16 protein-coding genes are annotated in these 16,661 nt (G+C 34.5%); 14 read left to right on the top strand and 2 right to left on the bottom strand.

What is annotated here, in order from left to right:
• The first annotated feature begins 1,157 nt into the window (after nt 1–1,157).
• The gene (locus CN514_RS09820) at nt 1,158–2,153 is read left to right on the top strand and encodes a LysM peptidoglycan-binding domain-containing protein (protein ID WP_098232421.1); all 996 of its coding nucleotides are present in this window, start codon (nt 1,158–1,160) and stop codon (nt 2,151–2,153) included.
• A 56-nt stretch (nt 2,154–2,209) separates the two neighbouring features.
• Here CN514_RS09820 and CN514_RS09815 read toward each other — a convergent pair whose 3' ends face one another.
• On the bottom strand, nt 2,210–3,658 hold the full coding sequence (locus tag CN514_RS09815) for a L,D-transpeptidase family protein (protein WP_098232420.1): 1,449 nt from the start codon (nt 3,656–3,658) through the stop codon (nt 2,210–2,212).
• 473 nt (nt 3,659–4,131) lie between these two features.
• On the opposite strand from CN514_RS09815, the gene CN514_RS09810 reads away from it, so the two are divergent.
• From CN514_RS09810 to moaC, 12 genes are all read left to right on the top strand, one after another.
• Complete coding sequence (locus CN514_RS09810) at nt 4,132–5,130, top strand: NAD(P)H-dependent flavin oxidoreductase (protein ID WP_098232419.1); 999 nt, start codon at nt 4,132–4,134, stop codon at nt 5,128–5,130.
• Between the two features lie 268 nt (nt 5,131–5,398).
• Nucleotides 5,399–8,326 (top strand): formate dehydrogenase subunit alpha, encoded by a 2,928-nt coding sequence (gene fdhF, locus CN514_RS09805; RefSeq protein ID WP_141529346.1) that lies wholly within the window; start codon nt 5,399–5,401, stop codon nt 8,324–8,326.
• Between the two features lie 12 nt (nt 8,327–8,338).
• Complete coding sequence (locus CN514_RS09800; protein ID WP_098232417.1) at nt 8,339–8,818, top strand: helical membrane plugin domain-containing protein; 480 nt, start codon at nt 8,339–8,341, stop codon at nt 8,816–8,818.
• Between the two features lie 154 nt (nt 8,819–8,972).
• The gene (gene fdhD / locus CN514_RS09795) at nt 8,973–9,764 is read left to right on the top strand and encodes a formate dehydrogenase accessory sulfurtransferase FdhD (protein WP_098232416.1); all 792 of its coding nucleotides are present in this window, start codon (nt 8,973–8,975) and stop codon (nt 9,762–9,764) included.
• A gap of 48 nt (nt 9,765–9,812) precedes the next feature.
• Nucleotides 9,813–10,838 (top strand): GTP 3',8-cyclase MoaA, encoded by a 1,026-nt coding sequence (moaA, locus tag CN514_RS09790; RefSeq protein WP_098232415.1) that lies wholly within the window; start codon nt 9,813–9,815, stop codon nt 10,836–10,838.
• 262 nt (nt 10,839–11,100) lie between these two features.
• The gene (locus CN514_RS09785) at nt 11,101–12,117 is read left to right on the top strand and encodes a molybdopterin-synthase adenylyltransferase MoeB (protein WP_098232414.1); all 1,017 of its coding nucleotides are present in this window, start codon (nt 11,101–11,103) and stop codon (nt 12,115–12,117) included.
• 19 nt (nt 12,118–12,136) lie between these two features.
• Complete coding sequence (locus CN514_RS09780; protein ID WP_098232413.1) at nt 12,137–13,426, top strand: molybdopterin molybdotransferase MoeA; 1,290 nt, start codon at nt 12,137–12,139, stop codon at nt 13,424–13,426.
• Nucleotides 13,427–13,469: 43 nt separating this feature from the next.
• The gene (locus tag CN514_RS09775) at nt 13,470–13,940 is read left to right on the top strand and encodes a molybdenum cofactor biosynthesis protein MoaE (protein ID WP_098232412.1); all 471 of its coding nucleotides are present in this window, start codon (nt 13,470–13,472) and stop codon (nt 13,938–13,940) included.
• Nucleotides 13,937–14,173, top strand: a complete 237-nt coding sequence (gene moaD / locus CN514_RS09770; protein WP_098232411.1) for a molybdopterin converting factor subunit 1 — start codon at nt 13,937–13,939, stop codon at nt 14,171–14,173. The genes CN514_RS09775 and moaD overlap by 4 nt, the downstream gene beginning before the upstream one ends.
• A 33-nt stretch (nt 14,174–14,206) precedes the next feature.
• Nucleotides 14,207–14,701, top strand: coding sequence for a MogA/MoaB family molybdenum cofactor biosynthesis protein (locus CN514_RS09765; RefSeq protein WP_098232422.1), 495 nt, complete (start codon nt 14,207–14,209; stop codon nt 14,699–14,701).
• Nucleotides 14,698–15,267 carry a molybdenum cofactor guanylyltransferase gene (locus CN514_RS09760; protein WP_098232410.1) on the top strand — a complete coding sequence of 190 codons (570 nt, stop codon included), beginning with the start codon at nt 14,698–14,700 and terminating at the stop codon, nt 15,265–15,267. Before CN514_RS09765 ends, CN514_RS09760 begins: the two co-directional genes overlap by 4 nt.
• Nucleotides 15,268–15,296: 29 nt before the next feature.
• Entirely contained in the window at nt 15,297–15,779 is a 483-nt protein-coding gene (gene moaC, locus CN514_RS09755) for a cyclic pyranopterin monophosphate synthase MoaC (RefSeq protein WP_098232409.1), read from the top strand.
• 40 nt (nt 15,780–15,819) lie between these two features.
• Here the strand turns inward: moaC and CN514_RS09750 are convergent, their stop codons facing one another.
• Nucleotides 15,820–16,176, bottom strand: a complete 357-nt coding sequence (locus CN514_RS09750) for a Na-translocating system protein MpsC family protein (RefSeq protein ID WP_098232408.1) — start codon at nt 16,174–16,176, stop codon at nt 15,820–15,822.
• Between the two features lie 215 nt (nt 16,177–16,391).
• On the opposite strand from CN514_RS09750, the gene CN514_RS09745 reads away from it, so the two are divergent.
• Nucleotides 16,392–16,661 (top strand): molybdopterin-guanine dinucleotide biosynthesis protein MobB (locus CN514_RS09745; RefSeq protein WP_141529345.1); only part of this gene is annotated, 270 nt, incomplete at its 3' end.

The raw sequence follows: 16,661 nt of genomic DNA, 5'->3' as shown, positions 1-16,661 counted from the left end.
ATTGGGCAAAGGCAAACAAGCTTGTAAAAAGAGACAAACTCACAAGAGAAGTTTCTCTAAAAATAGGTGATATTGGTAAAAAAGTAAAACAAGAAATGTAATATTATTATATAAAAACTAATAAGAGTTGTTTTAGTAATATGCCTATTAATTTGGAAAATTATGTAACTAAATGTCATTAGCCAAATAAAAGAGACCCGAAGCAGTCAATTTTCTTTCAAATCATACATCCGTTAGTGCTTGTATTTTGCTTTTATTTTTAGAAGTACATATCATTTCTTTTTCAGGGTATAAAGTGAAAACGCTACCAATAGAAATCCAATTATTATAGCTAGCGTAGCATTCAAGCTAATTCCCCTCCAAAGTTCCGTTGTATAGTGATAAAGGCATACAAGAGTTTACATAATGTTTTTAGTTTAGTAAGTAATGAATTATATCATTAATCATATAAACAGCTAAGACCGTGAAATAACCCAACCAAAAGTAATTTCCTTTGAATTTTACGCCTTTTTTATATCCCTTACATATGGATAGGATAATAAAAAATAAAATTAATAATAAAATAAAAATATCCATCAAAAACGCCTCAATAGGCATAGATGATGCATCATTATGTGTAACGAAACCATTGATTAATGAAAAAACTAAAATTAATGTAAAAATAATCCCTATAATTTTTTTGCCATGTATCTCACTCCCAAAGGCATAGTTCATTTTTAGATAGAATTATCGCACAGTAATCTATATTAGAATATTGGGGGAATTTCGTCTTTAATGGTAAGAATTTTATTGAATTAAACAGCCATTGACTTGAATTTAAAAATCAACAATCTACTCTAACAGAGCATTCAGAGAAAAAACTCATTGTAGAAATTGTTTATCTATTGTAATTTATGTAATTTCCTTCGTCAGATTTTGTAATAGTCTTTAACGAATAAAAGGAAGGGCTAATTACCGAGTAATATGGGCAATTTACTTTGAAAAGAGTTTGAAAAAAGCTCTTTTTTTGCTGTTTGCTCAGTAATTTTAGTTAAATACCTGTAATAAACATGCGATGAAAGGAAATGATTTATCATCTCCCTGTTACTTTTTTTGAGAAAAATCTATGTTACGATTATTGAAAATTAGCAAATAAAGGAACATGGAGGGTAAAAGAAATGATTAACAAAGTTAAAGTTACAACCATTTTAGCAGCTGCTGCACTCTCAATATCTGTAAGTGCTAATGTGCAAGCTGCTACTGTTAAGGTAAAAAAAGGGGATACATTATGGGATCTATCACGTGCAAATAATGCTACCGTTGAAAATACTAAAATGTTAAACGGGATTACTTCAGACTTAATTCATCCTGGTGATCAACTTATCATTGCACCAGAAAAACATTATGAAGTAAATAAAGGTGATACGTTATGGGATATTGCACAAAATCATGATGTAACAGTATCGCAACTTCAAGAATGGAACAATATACATACGGATCTAATTCAACCTGGATTAAACCTAGTAATCTTTGAAGGTGTAAAAAATATAGCTCAATCAAAAATAACAAATACAAATCTTGCAACAAATTCTAAAACTACTTCAACAGTGAAGTCAGTTCAAGAATCATCAAAGATTGTATCGGCAAGAGAAGATGTTCCTAAAACAAAGGAAATTGTACCAGCAACAAAGGAAAGTGCATCAATAACAAAAGAAAGTGTACCAACAGCAAAAGAAAGTGCACCAACAACAAAAGAGAGTGTACCAGCAGCAAAAGAAAGTGCACCAGCAACAAAAGAAAGTGCACCAGTAACAAAAGAGAGTGTACCAGCAGCAAAAGAAAGTGCACCAACAAGTGAATCTAAAACAAATGATTCGGCTGGTTTAAAAGTAATAACAATGGAAGCATCAGCTTATACAGCTTCTTGTAAAGGTTGTACTGGCATTACGGCTACTGGAATCAACTTAAAAGAGAATCCAAATACTAAAGTCATTTCCGTTGATCCAAGTGTAATCCCGCTTGGAAGTAAAGTGAATGTAGAAGGTTATGGTGTAGCAATAGCCGGCGATACTGGCGGTGCCATCAAAGGAAATCGAATTGATGTATTTATACCAAATAAACAAGATGCGATTAATTTTGGAAGAAAACAAGTGAAAGTAACGATATTAAACTAAACAAAAAACACTGAAACTTTACATAGGTTTCAGTGTTTTTATTATGCTATTCGAGTTTAGTAGATAACTACCGGTTCATATGTGCTAAGATTATCAAATACTGTTTTCATTAGACTAGGTGGAGTGTTAACGCAGCCACCCGATCCTGCAGTTAGATAGGCATTGTTTGACCAGTTGCTTCGCCAGCTAGCATCGTGGAAACCTTGTCCGCTGTTCGTGAATGGTGCCCAATAATCGACCTTAACTTCATAAGAACCAAGACCTACATGCGAGCCTCTAAGGATTGATGGTGTTCGTTTATAAAGGATATACCAAACTCCTTTTGAAGTATCTTCACCAGTGATGTGTTTACCAGTAACGACATTCGTTGTGATAATCAATTTGCCATTTTTATAAAGCCAAATACGCTGTTCGGCAATTGAGACTTCAGCATATGTATCGCCAATTCCATTGTTCGTGGTCGTATTATATCCATAACCTTCATTGTTCCAGCCATTTCCGATAATATGAGTAGGAGAGATCGATTTTTCGCCTGTTTCAAAAGCCTTCTGAACTAGTGTTGATTCTTTATCAACATCTAATGCCCAGCCATAGCCTTCTCCTTTAACTGAAATGACAGATCCTGAATGTGTCTTAAATGTAAAATTTTTATTTAATGTAGACTGAGCATTATTTATTTCAGCAATCTTGTTTTTAAGATTACTAGAGTCGATCGTAACTTTCATATCTTTTGACACAGAAGCATTTTGAATGTATTCACTCGCATTTAAAGAATAAACTTTATCCTGAACTTTATACTGAACTGTACGCCCTAGTAGTTCTTGAAGTTTTTTCTTTTCATTTTTCACAATTTGATTGTCTTCTTTGATTGGTTGTATGTATACAGTGTTTAAACGGATTATACTAGTATATTCTTGTCCCTTATAGTCTTTTAATAGACGATCGACATCATATTGCTCACCGCTAATGCTTTTTGAGACAATAATTTTACCTTGTTTCAATTGAACAGTCGCATCTTTTGGAGCTTTTAAGCTCTTATTAAGAGTGAGAAGCTTATCTTCAATCTGTTTTTTCATTGTGTCAATTTGATCTTCATCTCGTTTACTCGGCATTAAAGAATAATTTTTTTCTTTTGAAGAAGGAAAAAACGTGCGCTGGTTTTTCACTATTTTTTTAATAGCCGGCAGATCATTTTCCGTAAAGTTCATTTTTGTATCTTTTCCATCTAAGATTTTCTGGTCGCCAACATAAACGATGTTTTTAAGTTCGCTAGTTTTTAATTTTTTTAGTGCCTGCTTTGGATTCAGTCCACCTAAATTGATGCCGTTCACCTTGACTTGAGCATTAAAGTGGTTCGCCCGATAGCTGAACACAATGATGAGTGTAATAATAATAATGATGCCAATCAGAATGAAATGCCAAGGCAAAGAACGTTTAAACGATCTTCCCCGTTGAATACTATTTCCTTTAACATTTAAAGTGCTTTCCAAAACAATTCCTCCCATAACCAAGTAGTCCATCTATCAATGTTTACTGAAATTTAGATTAAAATATTACAATCCTATTACATTATTTACTTATATGTGACTATTCTACAATTTTCTTTGGTCGAACTCTGTCACAATTTGTTTAGATAAAGAAATTTATTCCTTTTTTTATTTTGAACGGGTTAAGAGAAAGTATAGGACTAAAAAGTATAAATTAATTAAATAATGTTTCACTGTAATTCTAATAATATTTTTCTATCTACTATTGAAGTATAAGATTAATAAATTTACGAATTTATTAGTGTATTGAGTATATAAGATCCTTTTTTTATTATTCACTATATTATATTTATATATTAAGTTTAGTAGCCTGACTATTTTGTATAGCCTTCAAGAAGCATTTTTGATAGAGATAGAGTTGAAAAGAATAGTTTACTAATGTATCATTATTAATAATCAGAATATTCCGTGAAGAAAAGAGGGACATGTAAATGAGTAAACAAATTCCTGAAAAATGGTGGAGTCAACTGAGGGTGCCAGCTATTTCTGCACCGATGTTTTTAGTTTCTGGTCCTGAGCTAGTAGAGGCAGCATGTTTAAATGGTGTAATTGGATCATTTCCAGCACCGAATGCTCGCCCGATTGAGGTACTTGATCAATGGATGGGTCAATTAAATGATCATCTTGCTTTAGCGCACGCAAATGAGCCGGAGCGTAAAATTGCACCGTGGGCAATGAATATGGTCGTTCATAGCTCTTATAGTAGATTACAAGAAGAGCTTGAGCTGTTGAAAAAACATAAGCCAGAGCTTGTCATTACTTCATTAGGTTCTCCAAAAGTAGTGGTTGATCTTGTACATAGTTATGGTGGACTAGTATTCGCTGATGTTAGTGATATGAAGTTTGCTAAAAAAGCAGCAGAGGCAGGTGTAGATGGACTAATTTTAGTTGCATCAGGTGCTGGAGGTCACGCTGGTAATTTAAATGGATTTGCGTTCGTTGATAGTGTTCGTACGTTCTGGGACGGCATCATTGTGTTAGCAGGTGGGATTTCAACTGGTAAAAGTATATTGGCTGCACAAGCTGCGGGCGCTGATTTAGCTTATATGGGAACACGCTTCATTGTTGCGAAGGAAAGCTTAGCAAATGATGAATACCGTCAAATGTTAGTTGATGCAACGCAAGATGATATCGTACTGACTGATGCATTCTCTGGTGTGAAAGCGAATATGTTAATTCCTAGTATTGTTAAGGCTGGTCTTGATCCTGAAACTTTGAAAAAGAAAGAGAAAGTCGATTTCGATGGAATGAAAAATGAATCGAGTGCGAAGGCTTGGAAAGAAATATGGTCTGCTGGTCACGGTGTTGGGGCAATTACAAAAATCAGTTCAATTGCCGACATAATAGATGAGCTGGAAGTAGAGTATAGTGAGGCATTTAATAAACTAAATAAAAATGCTGAGAAATTAAAATCAATAGTAAGTAAATAGATAATATTGTAAGCGTTTTACTTTCATATCGTGAATCTATTGTTTAATGATCATTTTAAGATTATAATAAACTTATTGAGATGGAATCATAGTATGGGAGATGTTATGACTCTATCAATTTAGGAAACAAAAAAATGGATTGGTATGTTAGTACGATTTGCTAATAAACTATTCCACCATGAAAACATTAAACCTATTTAACAGGTATGTGTATTTCATGGTGGATTTTTTTATGTGAAAAAAGGGGAGGAAAACCGTGAAAAATAACATGGTTACAATCACGATTGACGGAAAAGAAGTAATCGCAAAGCAAGGTTCTACAATCTTACAAATCATCAATCAAAATGAAATTAGTCATCCACAAATTTGTTATGTTCCTGAAGTCGATCCAATTCAAACTTGTGATACTTGTATTGTCGAAATTAATGGTGAACTAAAACGATCATGTTCAACTGAAGCAATGAGTGGAATGAATATTCAATTGACTTCACATAAAGCGAAGGAAGCTCAAACTGAAGCAATGGATCGTTTATTAGAAAATCATTTATTATATTGTACAGTTTGTGATAATAACAATGGAAACTGTAAGCTACATAATACGGTTGAAGAAATGGGCATTGAACACCAAAAGTACCCTTATCAGCCAAAGGTAGCTTCTTGTGAAGTAGACTTGACACATCCTTTTTATCGATATGATCCAAATCAATGTATTGCTTGTGGACAGTGTGTGGAAGTATGTCAAAATCTTCAAGTAAATGAGACATTATCAATTGATTGGGAAGCTGAGCGTCCACGTGTTATTTGGGACAAGGGTGTTTCGATTAATGATTCTTCATGTGTAAGTTGTGGTCAATGTGTAACGATTTGTCCTTGTAACGCATTAATGGAAAAATCAATGCTTGGTGAAGCTGGTTTTATGACTGGATTAAACGATGAGTTACTTGATCCGATGATTGATTTAGTCAAAAAAGTAGAGCCTGGATATAGTGGGATTTTTGCTGTTTCAGAGGTTGAAGCAGCAATGCGTGAAACACGTACGAAAAAGACAAAAACAGTTTGTACATTCTGCGGTGTTGGCTGTACATTCGAGGTTTGGACGAAGGATCGAAAAATCTTAAAAGTTCAACCTAGCTCTGATGCACCAGTTAATGCAATTTCGACTTGTGTAAAAGGTAAATTTGGTTGGGATTTTGTCAATTCCAAAGAGCGAATTACAAAGCCTTTAATTCGAAAAAATGGCGTATTTGTTGAAGCGAGTTGGAATGAAGCCCTTGATTTAGTCGCAAGTAAACTTGGTTCTATTAAACAAGAATATGGAAAAGGCTCTGTTGGATTTATTTCATCTTCAAAAATTACGAATGAAGAAAACTATTTAATTCAGAAGTTAGCACGACAAGTATTCGAAACAAATAATGTAGATAATTGCTCACGTTATTGTCAATCACCAGCAACAGATGGATTATTCCGCACAGTTGGTATGGGTGGAGATGCAGGAACAATAAAGGATATCGCAAAAGCTGGTCTAGTTATAATCGTCGGTGCGAATCCAGCAGAAGGTCATCCTGTACTTGCGACAAGAGTTAAGCGAGCACATAAACTACATGGTCAAAAACTGATTGTTGCCGATCTTCGTAAAAATGAAATGGCAGAACGCTCTGACATCTTTATTAGACCAAAACAAGGTACAGACCAAGTATGGTTAATGGCTGTAACGAAATATATCATTGACCAAGGCTGGCATGACTTAAAATTCATTTATGAGAATGTTCATTTCTTTGAAGATTTTAAAGTTGTACTTGAGAAATATACGCTTGAATATGCCGAAAGTGTAACTGGCATTTCAAAGGAAACGTTAATTCAAATAGCTGAAATGATTCAGGAAGCGGATGGAACTTGTATTTTATGGGGCATGGGCGTGACGCAAAACACTGGTGGCTCTGATACATCTGCTGCGATCTCGAACTTATTGCTTGCAACAGGAAACTATAGACGCCCTGGTGCTGGCGCTTATCCGCTTCGTGGTCACAATAATGTACAAGGCGCTTGTGATATGGGTACTCTTCCTGGCTGGCTTCCTGGTTACCAACATGTAACGGATGACGCGGCTCGTATGAAGTTTGAAAAAGCGTGGGGCGTTGAAATCGGAGGAAAACCTGGTTTAGATAATATCCAAATGCTTCAATCGATTGAAAAAGGCGAAATGAAAGCTATGTACTTAGTTGGTGAAGATATGGCGCTTGTCGATTGTAATGCCAACCATGTACATGAAGTTTTATCAGATTTGGACTTCTTTGTCGTACAAGATCTCTTCTTCTCAAAAACAGCGCAATATGCGGATGTTATTTTACCTGCTGCGCCATCACTTGAAAAAGAAGGAACATTTACAAATACTGAGCGTCGAGTACAAAGATTATATCAAGCATTACCAACTCTTGGTGAATCGAAGGCTGACTGGTGGATTGTCCAAGAAATTGCAAACCGATTAGGTGCAAATTGGAACTATCAACATCCAGGTGATATTTTCGCTGAAATGGCAAGTTTAGCACCACTATTCTCACAAGCTAGCTACGAAGTAATGGAAGGTTGGGATAGTTTCCTTTGGGGTAGCTTAGACGGAGCAAGTACGCCACTGCTTTATGAGAATGGTTTTAATTTCCCTGATAAAAAGGCAAGATTTGCTTTAGCTGATTGGATGGAACCAACTGAGTTTGCAGAAGAGTTTGACCTATTAATAAATAATGGTCGTATGCTTGAGCATTTCCATGAAGGGAATATGACGAATAAATCATACGGTATTCAATTAAAAGTGCCTGAGATTTTTGTAGAGGTTTCACCAGAGCTTGCAAATGAACGTGGCATTAAAGATGGCTCATTAGTTCGATTAGTTTCACCGTATGGAGCGCTGAAATTACCAGCACTAGTTACGGACCGAGTTCAAAAAAATGAGTTGTTCTTACCAATGAATTCAACAAATAAAGAATCTGCTATCAATTTCTTAACAGGTCCAGCTAAAGATCACCGTACAAATACACCAGCTTATAAACAAACGAAAGTACGGATGGAAGTATTACGTGTAGAAGGTGAAAGTCCGTTGCCAAAGTCGAACCCACGTAATAAAAAGCGCAACCCTCAAAATGGAGTTGAGGTACAGCGTAAATGGGAACGAAAAGGATACGTCCACTTAACGACAAAATAAAGGGGAATAAAAATGGCACAACCAATCACGACGATTCAAAAATACGTACCAACTAAAGAAGAGCAAAATCAACAAAAACTAGAGGATTTGAAGCTTTTATTAGCAGAAAATGAAGACTCGTTAAATAAAATTTTAACTATTGTTTCTGAATTAAATGAAACAGGTGTCCTTGAAGCTGCAAATTCAATGCTACAATCTAAAGAGAAGATTACAAAAATTGCTTTAGGACAAATGAACCGCGAGCCAGTCACGAATATCATCAATAATATTATGGGAGCTGCTGGTGCCCTTTCAAGTGTGGACCCGGAGTTAACAACAAAGCTAATCAATTCCGTAACTAAAGGAATCGATGAAGGAAATAAACATCTTGAAAAGGATGATAAAGTAGGAATTCTTGATTTAGTAAAAGTTTTAAAAGATCCTGATGTAAATCGTGCAGTTGGTTTTGGTATTAATTTTCTAAAAGGTATGGGAAAAGGCCTAAAAGAATAATAGAAAAAACAATTTGTATTTCATAGGAAAGAGTTTAATAATAAGAGATGAACCTTTTAAACAAAAAACGAATTGAAAGGTTTGTCTCTTAATGGATATTTTTTTGAGAAAATACGATATAAAAAATAGTTCAAGAAGAAGGGAATCTTTAACGATGTTACCAACTGAAGTGAGAAGAAGAATTCTCCGCTTTGAAAATGGTGAAACAAACGATATTGAAGACAGCGTTGTCACAGAATTTCCCGTCACGGTAAAAATCAATGGACAAGAATTTGTTACAATGGTCAGTACCCCAGAATATATCGAGGATATGGTCGTAGGATTTTTAGCATCCGAAGGGGTCATCCGAAAATACGAGGATATTGAAAACATATGGTTCCAAGAAAAAGAAGGCTTTGTCCATGTAAAAACAAAGAATATTAATCCATATTATAAAGATATTCAAAGTAAAAGATATATTACATCATGCTGTGGAATGAGTAGACAAGGGTTTGTTTTTGTAAATGATGCATTAACTGCAAAAAAAATGAATGAAGTGAATGTTCAACTATCATTTCAAGATTGTTTTCGATTAATGAAGGAAATGCAACAGTCCGCATTTTTGTTTCATGAAACAGGCGGAGTGCATAATGCTGCTTTATGTGATTTAAATGGAATTGTTTTGAATAGAATGGATATTGGTAGGCATAATGCATTAGATAAAATCTATGGATATTGTCTTAAAAATAATATTCGTATTTCAGATAAAATAATTGTTTTTAGTGGGCGATTATCTTCTGAAATTTTACTAAAAGTAGCTAAAATTGGTTGTGAGGTCATTCTAACTAAATCAGCTCCAACAGAATTAGCTCTTCAATTAGCTGAAGAATTAGGTATTACGACAGTTGGATTTATTCGAAATCAGTCACTTAATGTATATACTCATTCAAAGCGTATTGTGAAATAGAAACTTTAACAGATCATTTAAGAAATAAAAAGAAGTGAGGCAATGGTTATGAAAAAAGTTGCATTGGATAAACATCATCGACCTTTACAGGATTTACGTATATCTGTTACCGATCGCTGCAATTTTCGTTGCCGTTATTGTATGCCGGAAGAAATTTTTGGTCAGGACTATTCTTTTTTATCACAAGATAAAATACTATCCTTTGATGAAATTGAAAGATTAACGCGTATTTTTGTATCTTTAGGTGTAAGAAAAATTAGAATTACTGGTGGAGAACCTTTATTACGTAAAAATTTACCTAAACTGATTGAACGATTAAATAAAATAGATGGTGTTGAAGATATTGCTTTAACAACAAACGGTACTTTACTTAAAAAGTTTGCAAAGGATTTATATGAAGCTGGTTTAAGAAGAGTGACCGTAAGCATAGACTCTCTAGATGAAGAACGATTTTCATATATGACTGGTAATCGAGGAAATGTAAAGTCTGTGCTTGAGGGGATACAAGCTGCTTCTGATGTCGGAATGAAGGTTAAAATCAATATGGTTGTTCAAAAAGGTAAGAATGAACAAGATATTATCCCGATGGCACAATATTTTAAAGAGAAAAAACATATTCTTCGTTTTATTGAATATATGGATGTTGGAAATTATAACGGCTGGCGGCTCGATGAAGTAGTAGGAAAACAAACAATCATCGATACGATCAATGAGGCTATGCCTTTAGAATTTACAGAAGCTAATTATGTAGGAGAAGTTGCGAATCGGTATCGTTACAAAGATAGTGATGATGAAATTGGCATTATTTCTTCAGTGACCGATTCATTTTGTTCAACTTGCACAAGAGCGCGTATATCTGCAGAAGGAAAATTATATACTTGTTTATTTGCAACAAAAGGTTATGATCTAAAAGAATTGGTAAGATCTAACCAAGATGATGAACAAATAAAAGAAACGATTCTTTCGATATGGAGCAATCGAACTGATCGTTATTCAGATGAACGATTAAGTAATACGAAAAAAATGAATGATAAATCATCACATAAAATTGAAATGTCCCATATAGGTGGTTAATCATTACCAATAATAGAAGGTTTTGAGTATATGCAATTTCTGTATAATGCTCTAACTAAAAATTAGAAAGTGATGATTGGTATCTCTGTTCGTTTAGCAGGGAAATTAAGCAGCATTCAGAACTCCTTATATGATGAGGATTTCTTAATGCTGCTTTATTTAATTTAGGGAAAACAAGAAAAGCAGAAAAATTGGTGAGGATACCCGAAAGAAAACTTTTTATCTCTTTCGCTAGGTCCTGCTCTTTAATGGAGGATATCTTATGTCAGAACGTTATTCACGTCAGCAGCTTTTTACTCCGATCGGTGAAAAGGGACAAGAATTAATAAGAAAGAAGCATGTTTTAATTGTTGGGGCAGGTGCATTAGGTAGTGCTAGTGCGGAGGCACTTGTTAGAGCTGGAATTGGAAAATTAACTTTAATTGACCGAGATTATGTTGAAATGAGTAACTTGCAAAGGCAACAGCTTTATACTGAAGATGATGCAGTTGAGAAATTGCCGAAAGTAATTGCCGCTAAAAAACGTCTCCAAAAAATAAATTCAGATGTGTTCATCAATGCACTAGTAATGGATGCTAGTGCAGATAATATGGAAGTCCATTTGAAGGACACCGATGTTATGATTGATGCAACAGATAATTTTGATATTCGCTTTATCATAAATGATTTATCACAGAAATATGACATTCCGTGGGTGTATGGCTCTTGTGTTGGGAGCTTTGGTATGTGTTGCACGATTCTACCTAGTAAAACTCCTTGTTTAAATTGTATAGTAAAAAGTTTACCAGTACCTGGTGTGACATGTGACACAGCTGGAGTCATTAGTCCTGCGGTACAATTAGTAGCGGCATACCAAGTTACTGAAGTATTAAAACTATTAGTTGAGGATTATTCAGCGGTTAATTCAAAATTTCTTACATTTGATTTATGGAATAATCAGCATTTTTCCTTTAAAGTATCGAAACTCAAATCAGATGATTGTCCTTCATGTGGAACAAATAGGACGTATCCTTATTTAGCCTTTGAAAATCAAACGAAAACAAGTACACTTTGTGGGCGAAACACGGTTCAAATTAGGCCTTCAACGACTAAAAATTACGACTTTAATGAACTAGAAATTCAACTAAAACAACACGGAAAAGTTCAACGAAATCCTTATTTGATCTCTTGTCAGATAGAAGAATATCGATTTGTTGTTTTTCAGGATGGAAGGGTTTTTGTTCACGGAACAAATGATATACAGGAAGCCAAAAAACTATATTATCGTTTATTAGGTTAGTAGAGAGAGGATGAAAAGAATGGTTGAAAAACGAGTACCACTACCGATCGAAGAAGCAGTTCGTAAAGTGATGGATTTTGCCAAACACGGTTCAAAAGAAATGGTATCAATCGATTTAGCATATGGCCGAGTATTAGCTGATGATCTAAAAGCTGATCAGGATATACCTGCTTTTGACCGTTCTCCATATGATGGCTTTGCAATTCGAGCGGAAGATACTATTTTTACAAGCAATGAAAATCCAACAATCTTTGAAGTAGTTGGCGAAATTGGGGCTGGTTCAGTTTTTCAAAATGAAGTAGAACCATTACAGGCCGTTCGTATTATGACAGGAGCTCAAATACCACAAGGTTGTACAGCTGTTGTCATGCTTGAATTAGCGAAAGAGATTAAAACTGAAGGTAAAACGTTTATTGAAATTAAACGTTCTTATCAAAAAGGCGATAATATTTCATTCCAAGGGGAAGAAACACATAAAGGTGATATTCTTGTTAAAAAGGGAACTGAAATCAACCCGGGCGTAATCGCTTTACTTGCTACATTTGGATATAGTCAAGTTCCTGTAGCGAAAAAGCCAGTCATCGGAGTCATTGCAACAGGGAGTGAGCTTCTAGATGTGGATGAACCGCTTGAACCTGGTAAAATTCGGAATAGTAATTCCTATATGGTTCTCGCTCAAATCCAAAAAGCAGGTGCAATCCCTAACTATTTAGGAAAGTTTAGCGATGATTTGGATACTTGTTTTTTAGAAGTTCAAAATGCCCTAGAACAAGTTGATATTCTAATTACAACTGGTGGAGTATCTGTCGGTGATTATGACTATTTACCAGATATTTATGCAAGATTAGGAGCTACCGTTTTATTTAATAAAATTGCTATGCGTCCAGGAAGTGTAACAACAGTAGCGCATTTTGAAAATAAATTATTATTCGGTTTATCTGGCAATCCTTCTGCTTGTTTTGTTGGATTTGAGCTATTTGTTAGACCGATTATCCAAACTTATTTATTTAACGAAACACCACATTTAAAAAGAGTAAGTGCAATTTTAGGAGAAAACTTTCCAAAACCAAACCCATTTACTAGATTTGTAAGAGGTAAAATTGTTTATCAGGAAGGTCAATTAACAGCAATTCCAGCAGGTTTTGATAAGTCTAGCGCCGTATCTTCATTAGCTTATACGGATGCTTTTATTGTTTTACCTGGAGGAACTAGAAAATATGAAAAAGGTATGTCGGTCGACTTATTATTATTAGAAGACCATGAAGGAAGTAAATGGCCTTGGCATGACTTCATACCTGCTTATAAGTAAATAAATAGAATGCTATTAATATAAGAAAAGTGAAGTGATTTACTTGGAACAAACATTATTTAATATTGTCAATACACCGATTGTTGTTGAGGAAGTTTCAGATAAAGTAAAAAGTAGAAATGCAGGAGCCATTACTGTTTTTATTGGTACAGTTAGAGAGTTAACAAAAGGAAAAAAGACTTTATCGCTAGAGTATCAAGCATATGAATCAATGGCCGTAAAAAAACTTGCCCAAATTGGTGATGAAATCAACGTGAAATGGCCAGAAGCAATTGTTGCGATTACGCATAGAGTTGGAAGATTAGAGATTAGTGATATTGCCGTTGTGATTGCAGTTTCCTCTCCGCACCGTAAAGTTGCATACGAAGCAAATGAATACGCAATCGAACGAATTAAACAAATCGTTCCGATCTGGAAAAAAGAGTTTTGGGAAGATGGTACGATGTGGATCGGTGACCAATTAGAAAATACACCATACCAAGAAGGAAAACCAAGTGTGGAGGAATCAAAATGATTAAAGTATTATTATTTGCTCATTTACGTGATAAAGCTGGCACTGATGAAGTGACAGTGGCCGATAAAAATGGAATAAACGTAAAAGAGTTAAAAAACTGGCTTATGGCTAACTATGATTTACCACAATTGAATCAGATTATGACTGCAGTAAATGAAGAGTTTGTAACGGATGAAGAAATTGTAAATGATGGAGATACTGTCGCATTTATTCCACCAGTAAGTGGGGGCTAATGGATTTTATAAAGCTTGAAAGTAGGTAGAATGATGCATAAACATAATGAAAAAGCGGTTGTTAACGCTGCGGTTTTAACAGTTAGTGATACTAGAACTATTGAAAATGACGAGAGCGGAAAACTAATTAAAGCTTTATTAGAAGAGCAAAAACATATCGTCCATGATTATAAAATCACAAAAGATGAAATAGCATTGATCGATTCAATTGTTAGATCATGGAGTGAAGATGAAACGATTCAAGTTATGATTATAACAGGTGGTACTGGTTTTACGAAAAGAGATGTTACATATGAAGCAATTTCAAAAATGCTCGATAAAGAAATGCAAGGATTTGGGGAACTGTTTCGTTCATTAAGTTATACAGAAATCGGTCCAAAGGCTATGTTTAGTAGAGCAATCGCAGGTAGCTTTCATGATAAAGCAATCTATGTAATTCCAGGTTCAAAAAACGCAGTAAATCTAGCCATGACAAAACTAATTTTACCGACATGCCAACATTTTGTGGAAGAATTAAATAGGCAATGAACATTGCTGGCGTCGTTTTAGCAGGTGGAAAGTCATCCCGTTACGGTAAACCAAAAATGTTTGAAACGTATAAAGACAAATTATTGTATGAGTATAGTGTAGAAGCGTTAAAGGAAAATTCGATTTCACCGATTATCATTTCAACGAACGAAAAACTAGTCCCGTATTTTAGTAAAGATGATCTAGAATTTGTCATTGAAGGAGAAGCCAAAGAATACCAAGGACCTCTATATGCTATGTACAATGCATTTTCCAACATACCAAATAAAGACTGGTATTTTGTGCTAGCGTGCGACACACCTTTTATTACAGCTGACTTTGTCAAAAACATGATCGAAAGGGCAGAAAATACGAATGTTGATGCAATCGTTCCGATCCAGTCCGATAAACTTCAACCACTATTTGCGCTCTATCATCGAAATTGCATCGAAAAAATGAAAGAGATGTTAGATAAAAACAATCGAAAAGTTCAGTTATTATTCAGTGAAGTAAATGTAATGACTGTTCAATTTTCAAGTGACGATCCCATCTTTAAGAATATAAATAGTCCAACTGATTGGATTTAAGTTATTAAGACTTACCTGGAGGTACTCCCATGAGTGAATTTTCACATTGGAATGAAGAAGGAAGACCTAAAATGGTCGATATATCAGACAAAGACATCACTACTAGAATTGCAATTGCGCAAAGTACAATTTCGATTTCAAGGGAATTATATGAAGCAATTCAAAATGGATTAATTAAAAAAGGTGATCCACTAAATGTTGCACAAATTGCTGGAATTATGGGAGCTAAAAAAACTTCTGACATTATTCCAATGTGTCATCCAATCGCACTTTCAGGAACTGACTTTACATTCGAATATGTAGAGGCACCTAATGGATATGATTTAATCATACGTGCGACAGTGAAATGTAGTGGAAAAACTGGAGTTGAAATGGAGGCACTTACAGCTGTAAGTGTAGCTGGCCTTACATTTTACGATATGTGTAAAGCCGTTGATAAAAGTATGGTCATTAAAGAAACGTTTTTAGTTCAAAAAAAAGGTGGTAAAAGCGGCGACTTTTTCCATAAATAAGATTGGAACATAAGCTTAATTGATTAGTAGCATCGACTATCTAATCAATTAAGTTTTCTAATTTTTTATTAAATACAAAAACTGAAATCGCAATATCTTCTTCAACTTTCATATCCGAGAAAAGATTGACAAACTTTGCATCAACGATTTCTTCTAGCTTAATTGGATGATTTTTCGCATATACATCTTGAATCATCTTAGTTCTAGCATTATGTACGATATCACGCCCCTCAGAAGTTTGAGCGATAAATAGCTCAGTAGGTGTTAGATTTCCATACAAAGTTGAAACAGCCATATTTTCAACAAAAACAGTATGGATTCTTTCAGGGCCTTTACCAAATAATTCTTTACGCAGTTTTCGTATATAGTCATTAAATTCATGGATGACTTTAGACATTACATATACCCCTTAACTTAATTCTCGTTTTTCTTATCATAAAACAATGATTAGAAAATTTAAAGGAAAAAACTTTTAGAGAACATCTTCTTAAAGACTTTACTAAACTGCTCCACCATCAATACAAGAATCGATTAAATTGATTTTTGTATGAATGGTGTTTTTTCAGTAGGCTCCTTATAATAAAAGTATTTAATAAAAAGGAATTGAGAGCGATGAAAAAGAACTATTCCATTTTGCAAATTGTAGGCTATCAAAATAGTGGGAAAACAACCCTTACTGAAAAACTCATTAAACTGGCCAATCACCAAGGATTATCAGCTGCAACTATAAAACATCATGGACATGGCGGTGCGCCTGATTTAGAAATAGAACGTAAAGACAGTAGTCGTCACTTGAATGCTGGAGCAATCGTTTCTAGTGTTGAAGGTGATGGAGTCTTGCAATTAAGAACAAATTTTATCAATTGGGATTTAAAGAAAACA

This window comes from Bacillus sp. AFS001701, from assembly GCF_002559405.1.
Classification (GTDB): Bacteria; Bacillota; Bacilli; order Bacillales; family Bacillaceae_G; genus Gottfriedia.
The sequence above is the reverse complement of the archived record's forward strand: the minus strand, read 5'-3'. Positions and strand labels throughout refer to the sequence as shown.

Coding starts and splice junctions, on each gene's coding strand:
- CN514_RS09820 (WP_098232421.1), top strand. CDS start 1,158: ATGATTAACAAAGTTAAAGTTACAACCATTTTAGCAGCTGCTGCACTC.
- CN514_RS09815 (WP_098232420.1), bottom strand. CDS start 3,658: ATGGGAGGAATTGTTTTGGAAAGCACTTTAAATGTTAAAGGAAATAGT.
- CN514_RS09810 (WP_098232419.1), top strand. CDS start 4,132: ATGAGTAAACAAATTCCTGAAAAATGGTGGAGTCAACTGAGGGTGCCA.
- fdhF (WP_141529346.1), top strand. CDS start 5,399: ATGGTTACAATCACGATTGACGGAAAAGAAGTAATCGCAAAGCAAGGT.
- CN514_RS09800 (WP_098232417.1), top strand. CDS start 8,339: ATGGCACAACCAATCACGACGATTCAAAAATACGTACCAACTAAAGAA.
- fdhD (WP_098232416.1), top strand. CDS start 8,973: ATGTTACCAACTGAAGTGAGAAGAAGAATTCTCCGCTTTGAAAATGGT.
- moaA (WP_098232415.1), top strand. CDS start 9,813: ATGAAAAAAGTTGCATTGGATAAACATCATCGACCTTTACAGGATTTA.
- CN514_RS09785 (WP_098232414.1), top strand. CDS start 11,101: ATGTCAGAACGTTATTCACGTCAGCAGCTTTTTACTCCGATCGGTGAA.
- CN514_RS09780 (WP_098232413.1), top strand. CDS start 12,137: ATGGTTGAAAAACGAGTACCACTACCGATCGAAGAAGCAGTTCGTAAA.
- moaD (WP_098232411.1), top strand. CDS start 13,937: ATGATTAAAGTATTATTATTTGCTCATTTACGTGATAAAGCTGGCACT.
- CN514_RS09765 (WP_098232422.1), top strand. CDS start 14,207: ATGCATAAACATAATGAAAAAGCGGTTGTTAACGCTGCGGTTTTAACA.
- CN514_RS09760 (WP_098232410.1), top strand. CDS start 14,698: ATGAACATTGCTGGCGTCGTTTTAGCAGGTGGAAAGTCATCCCGTTAC.
- moaC (WP_098232409.1), top strand. CDS start 15,297: ATGAGTGAATTTTCACATTGGAATGAAGAAGGAAGACCTAAAATGGTC.
- CN514_RS09750 (WP_098232408.1), bottom strand. CDS start 16,176: ATGTCTAAAGTCATCCATGAATTTAATGACTATATACGAAAACTGCGT.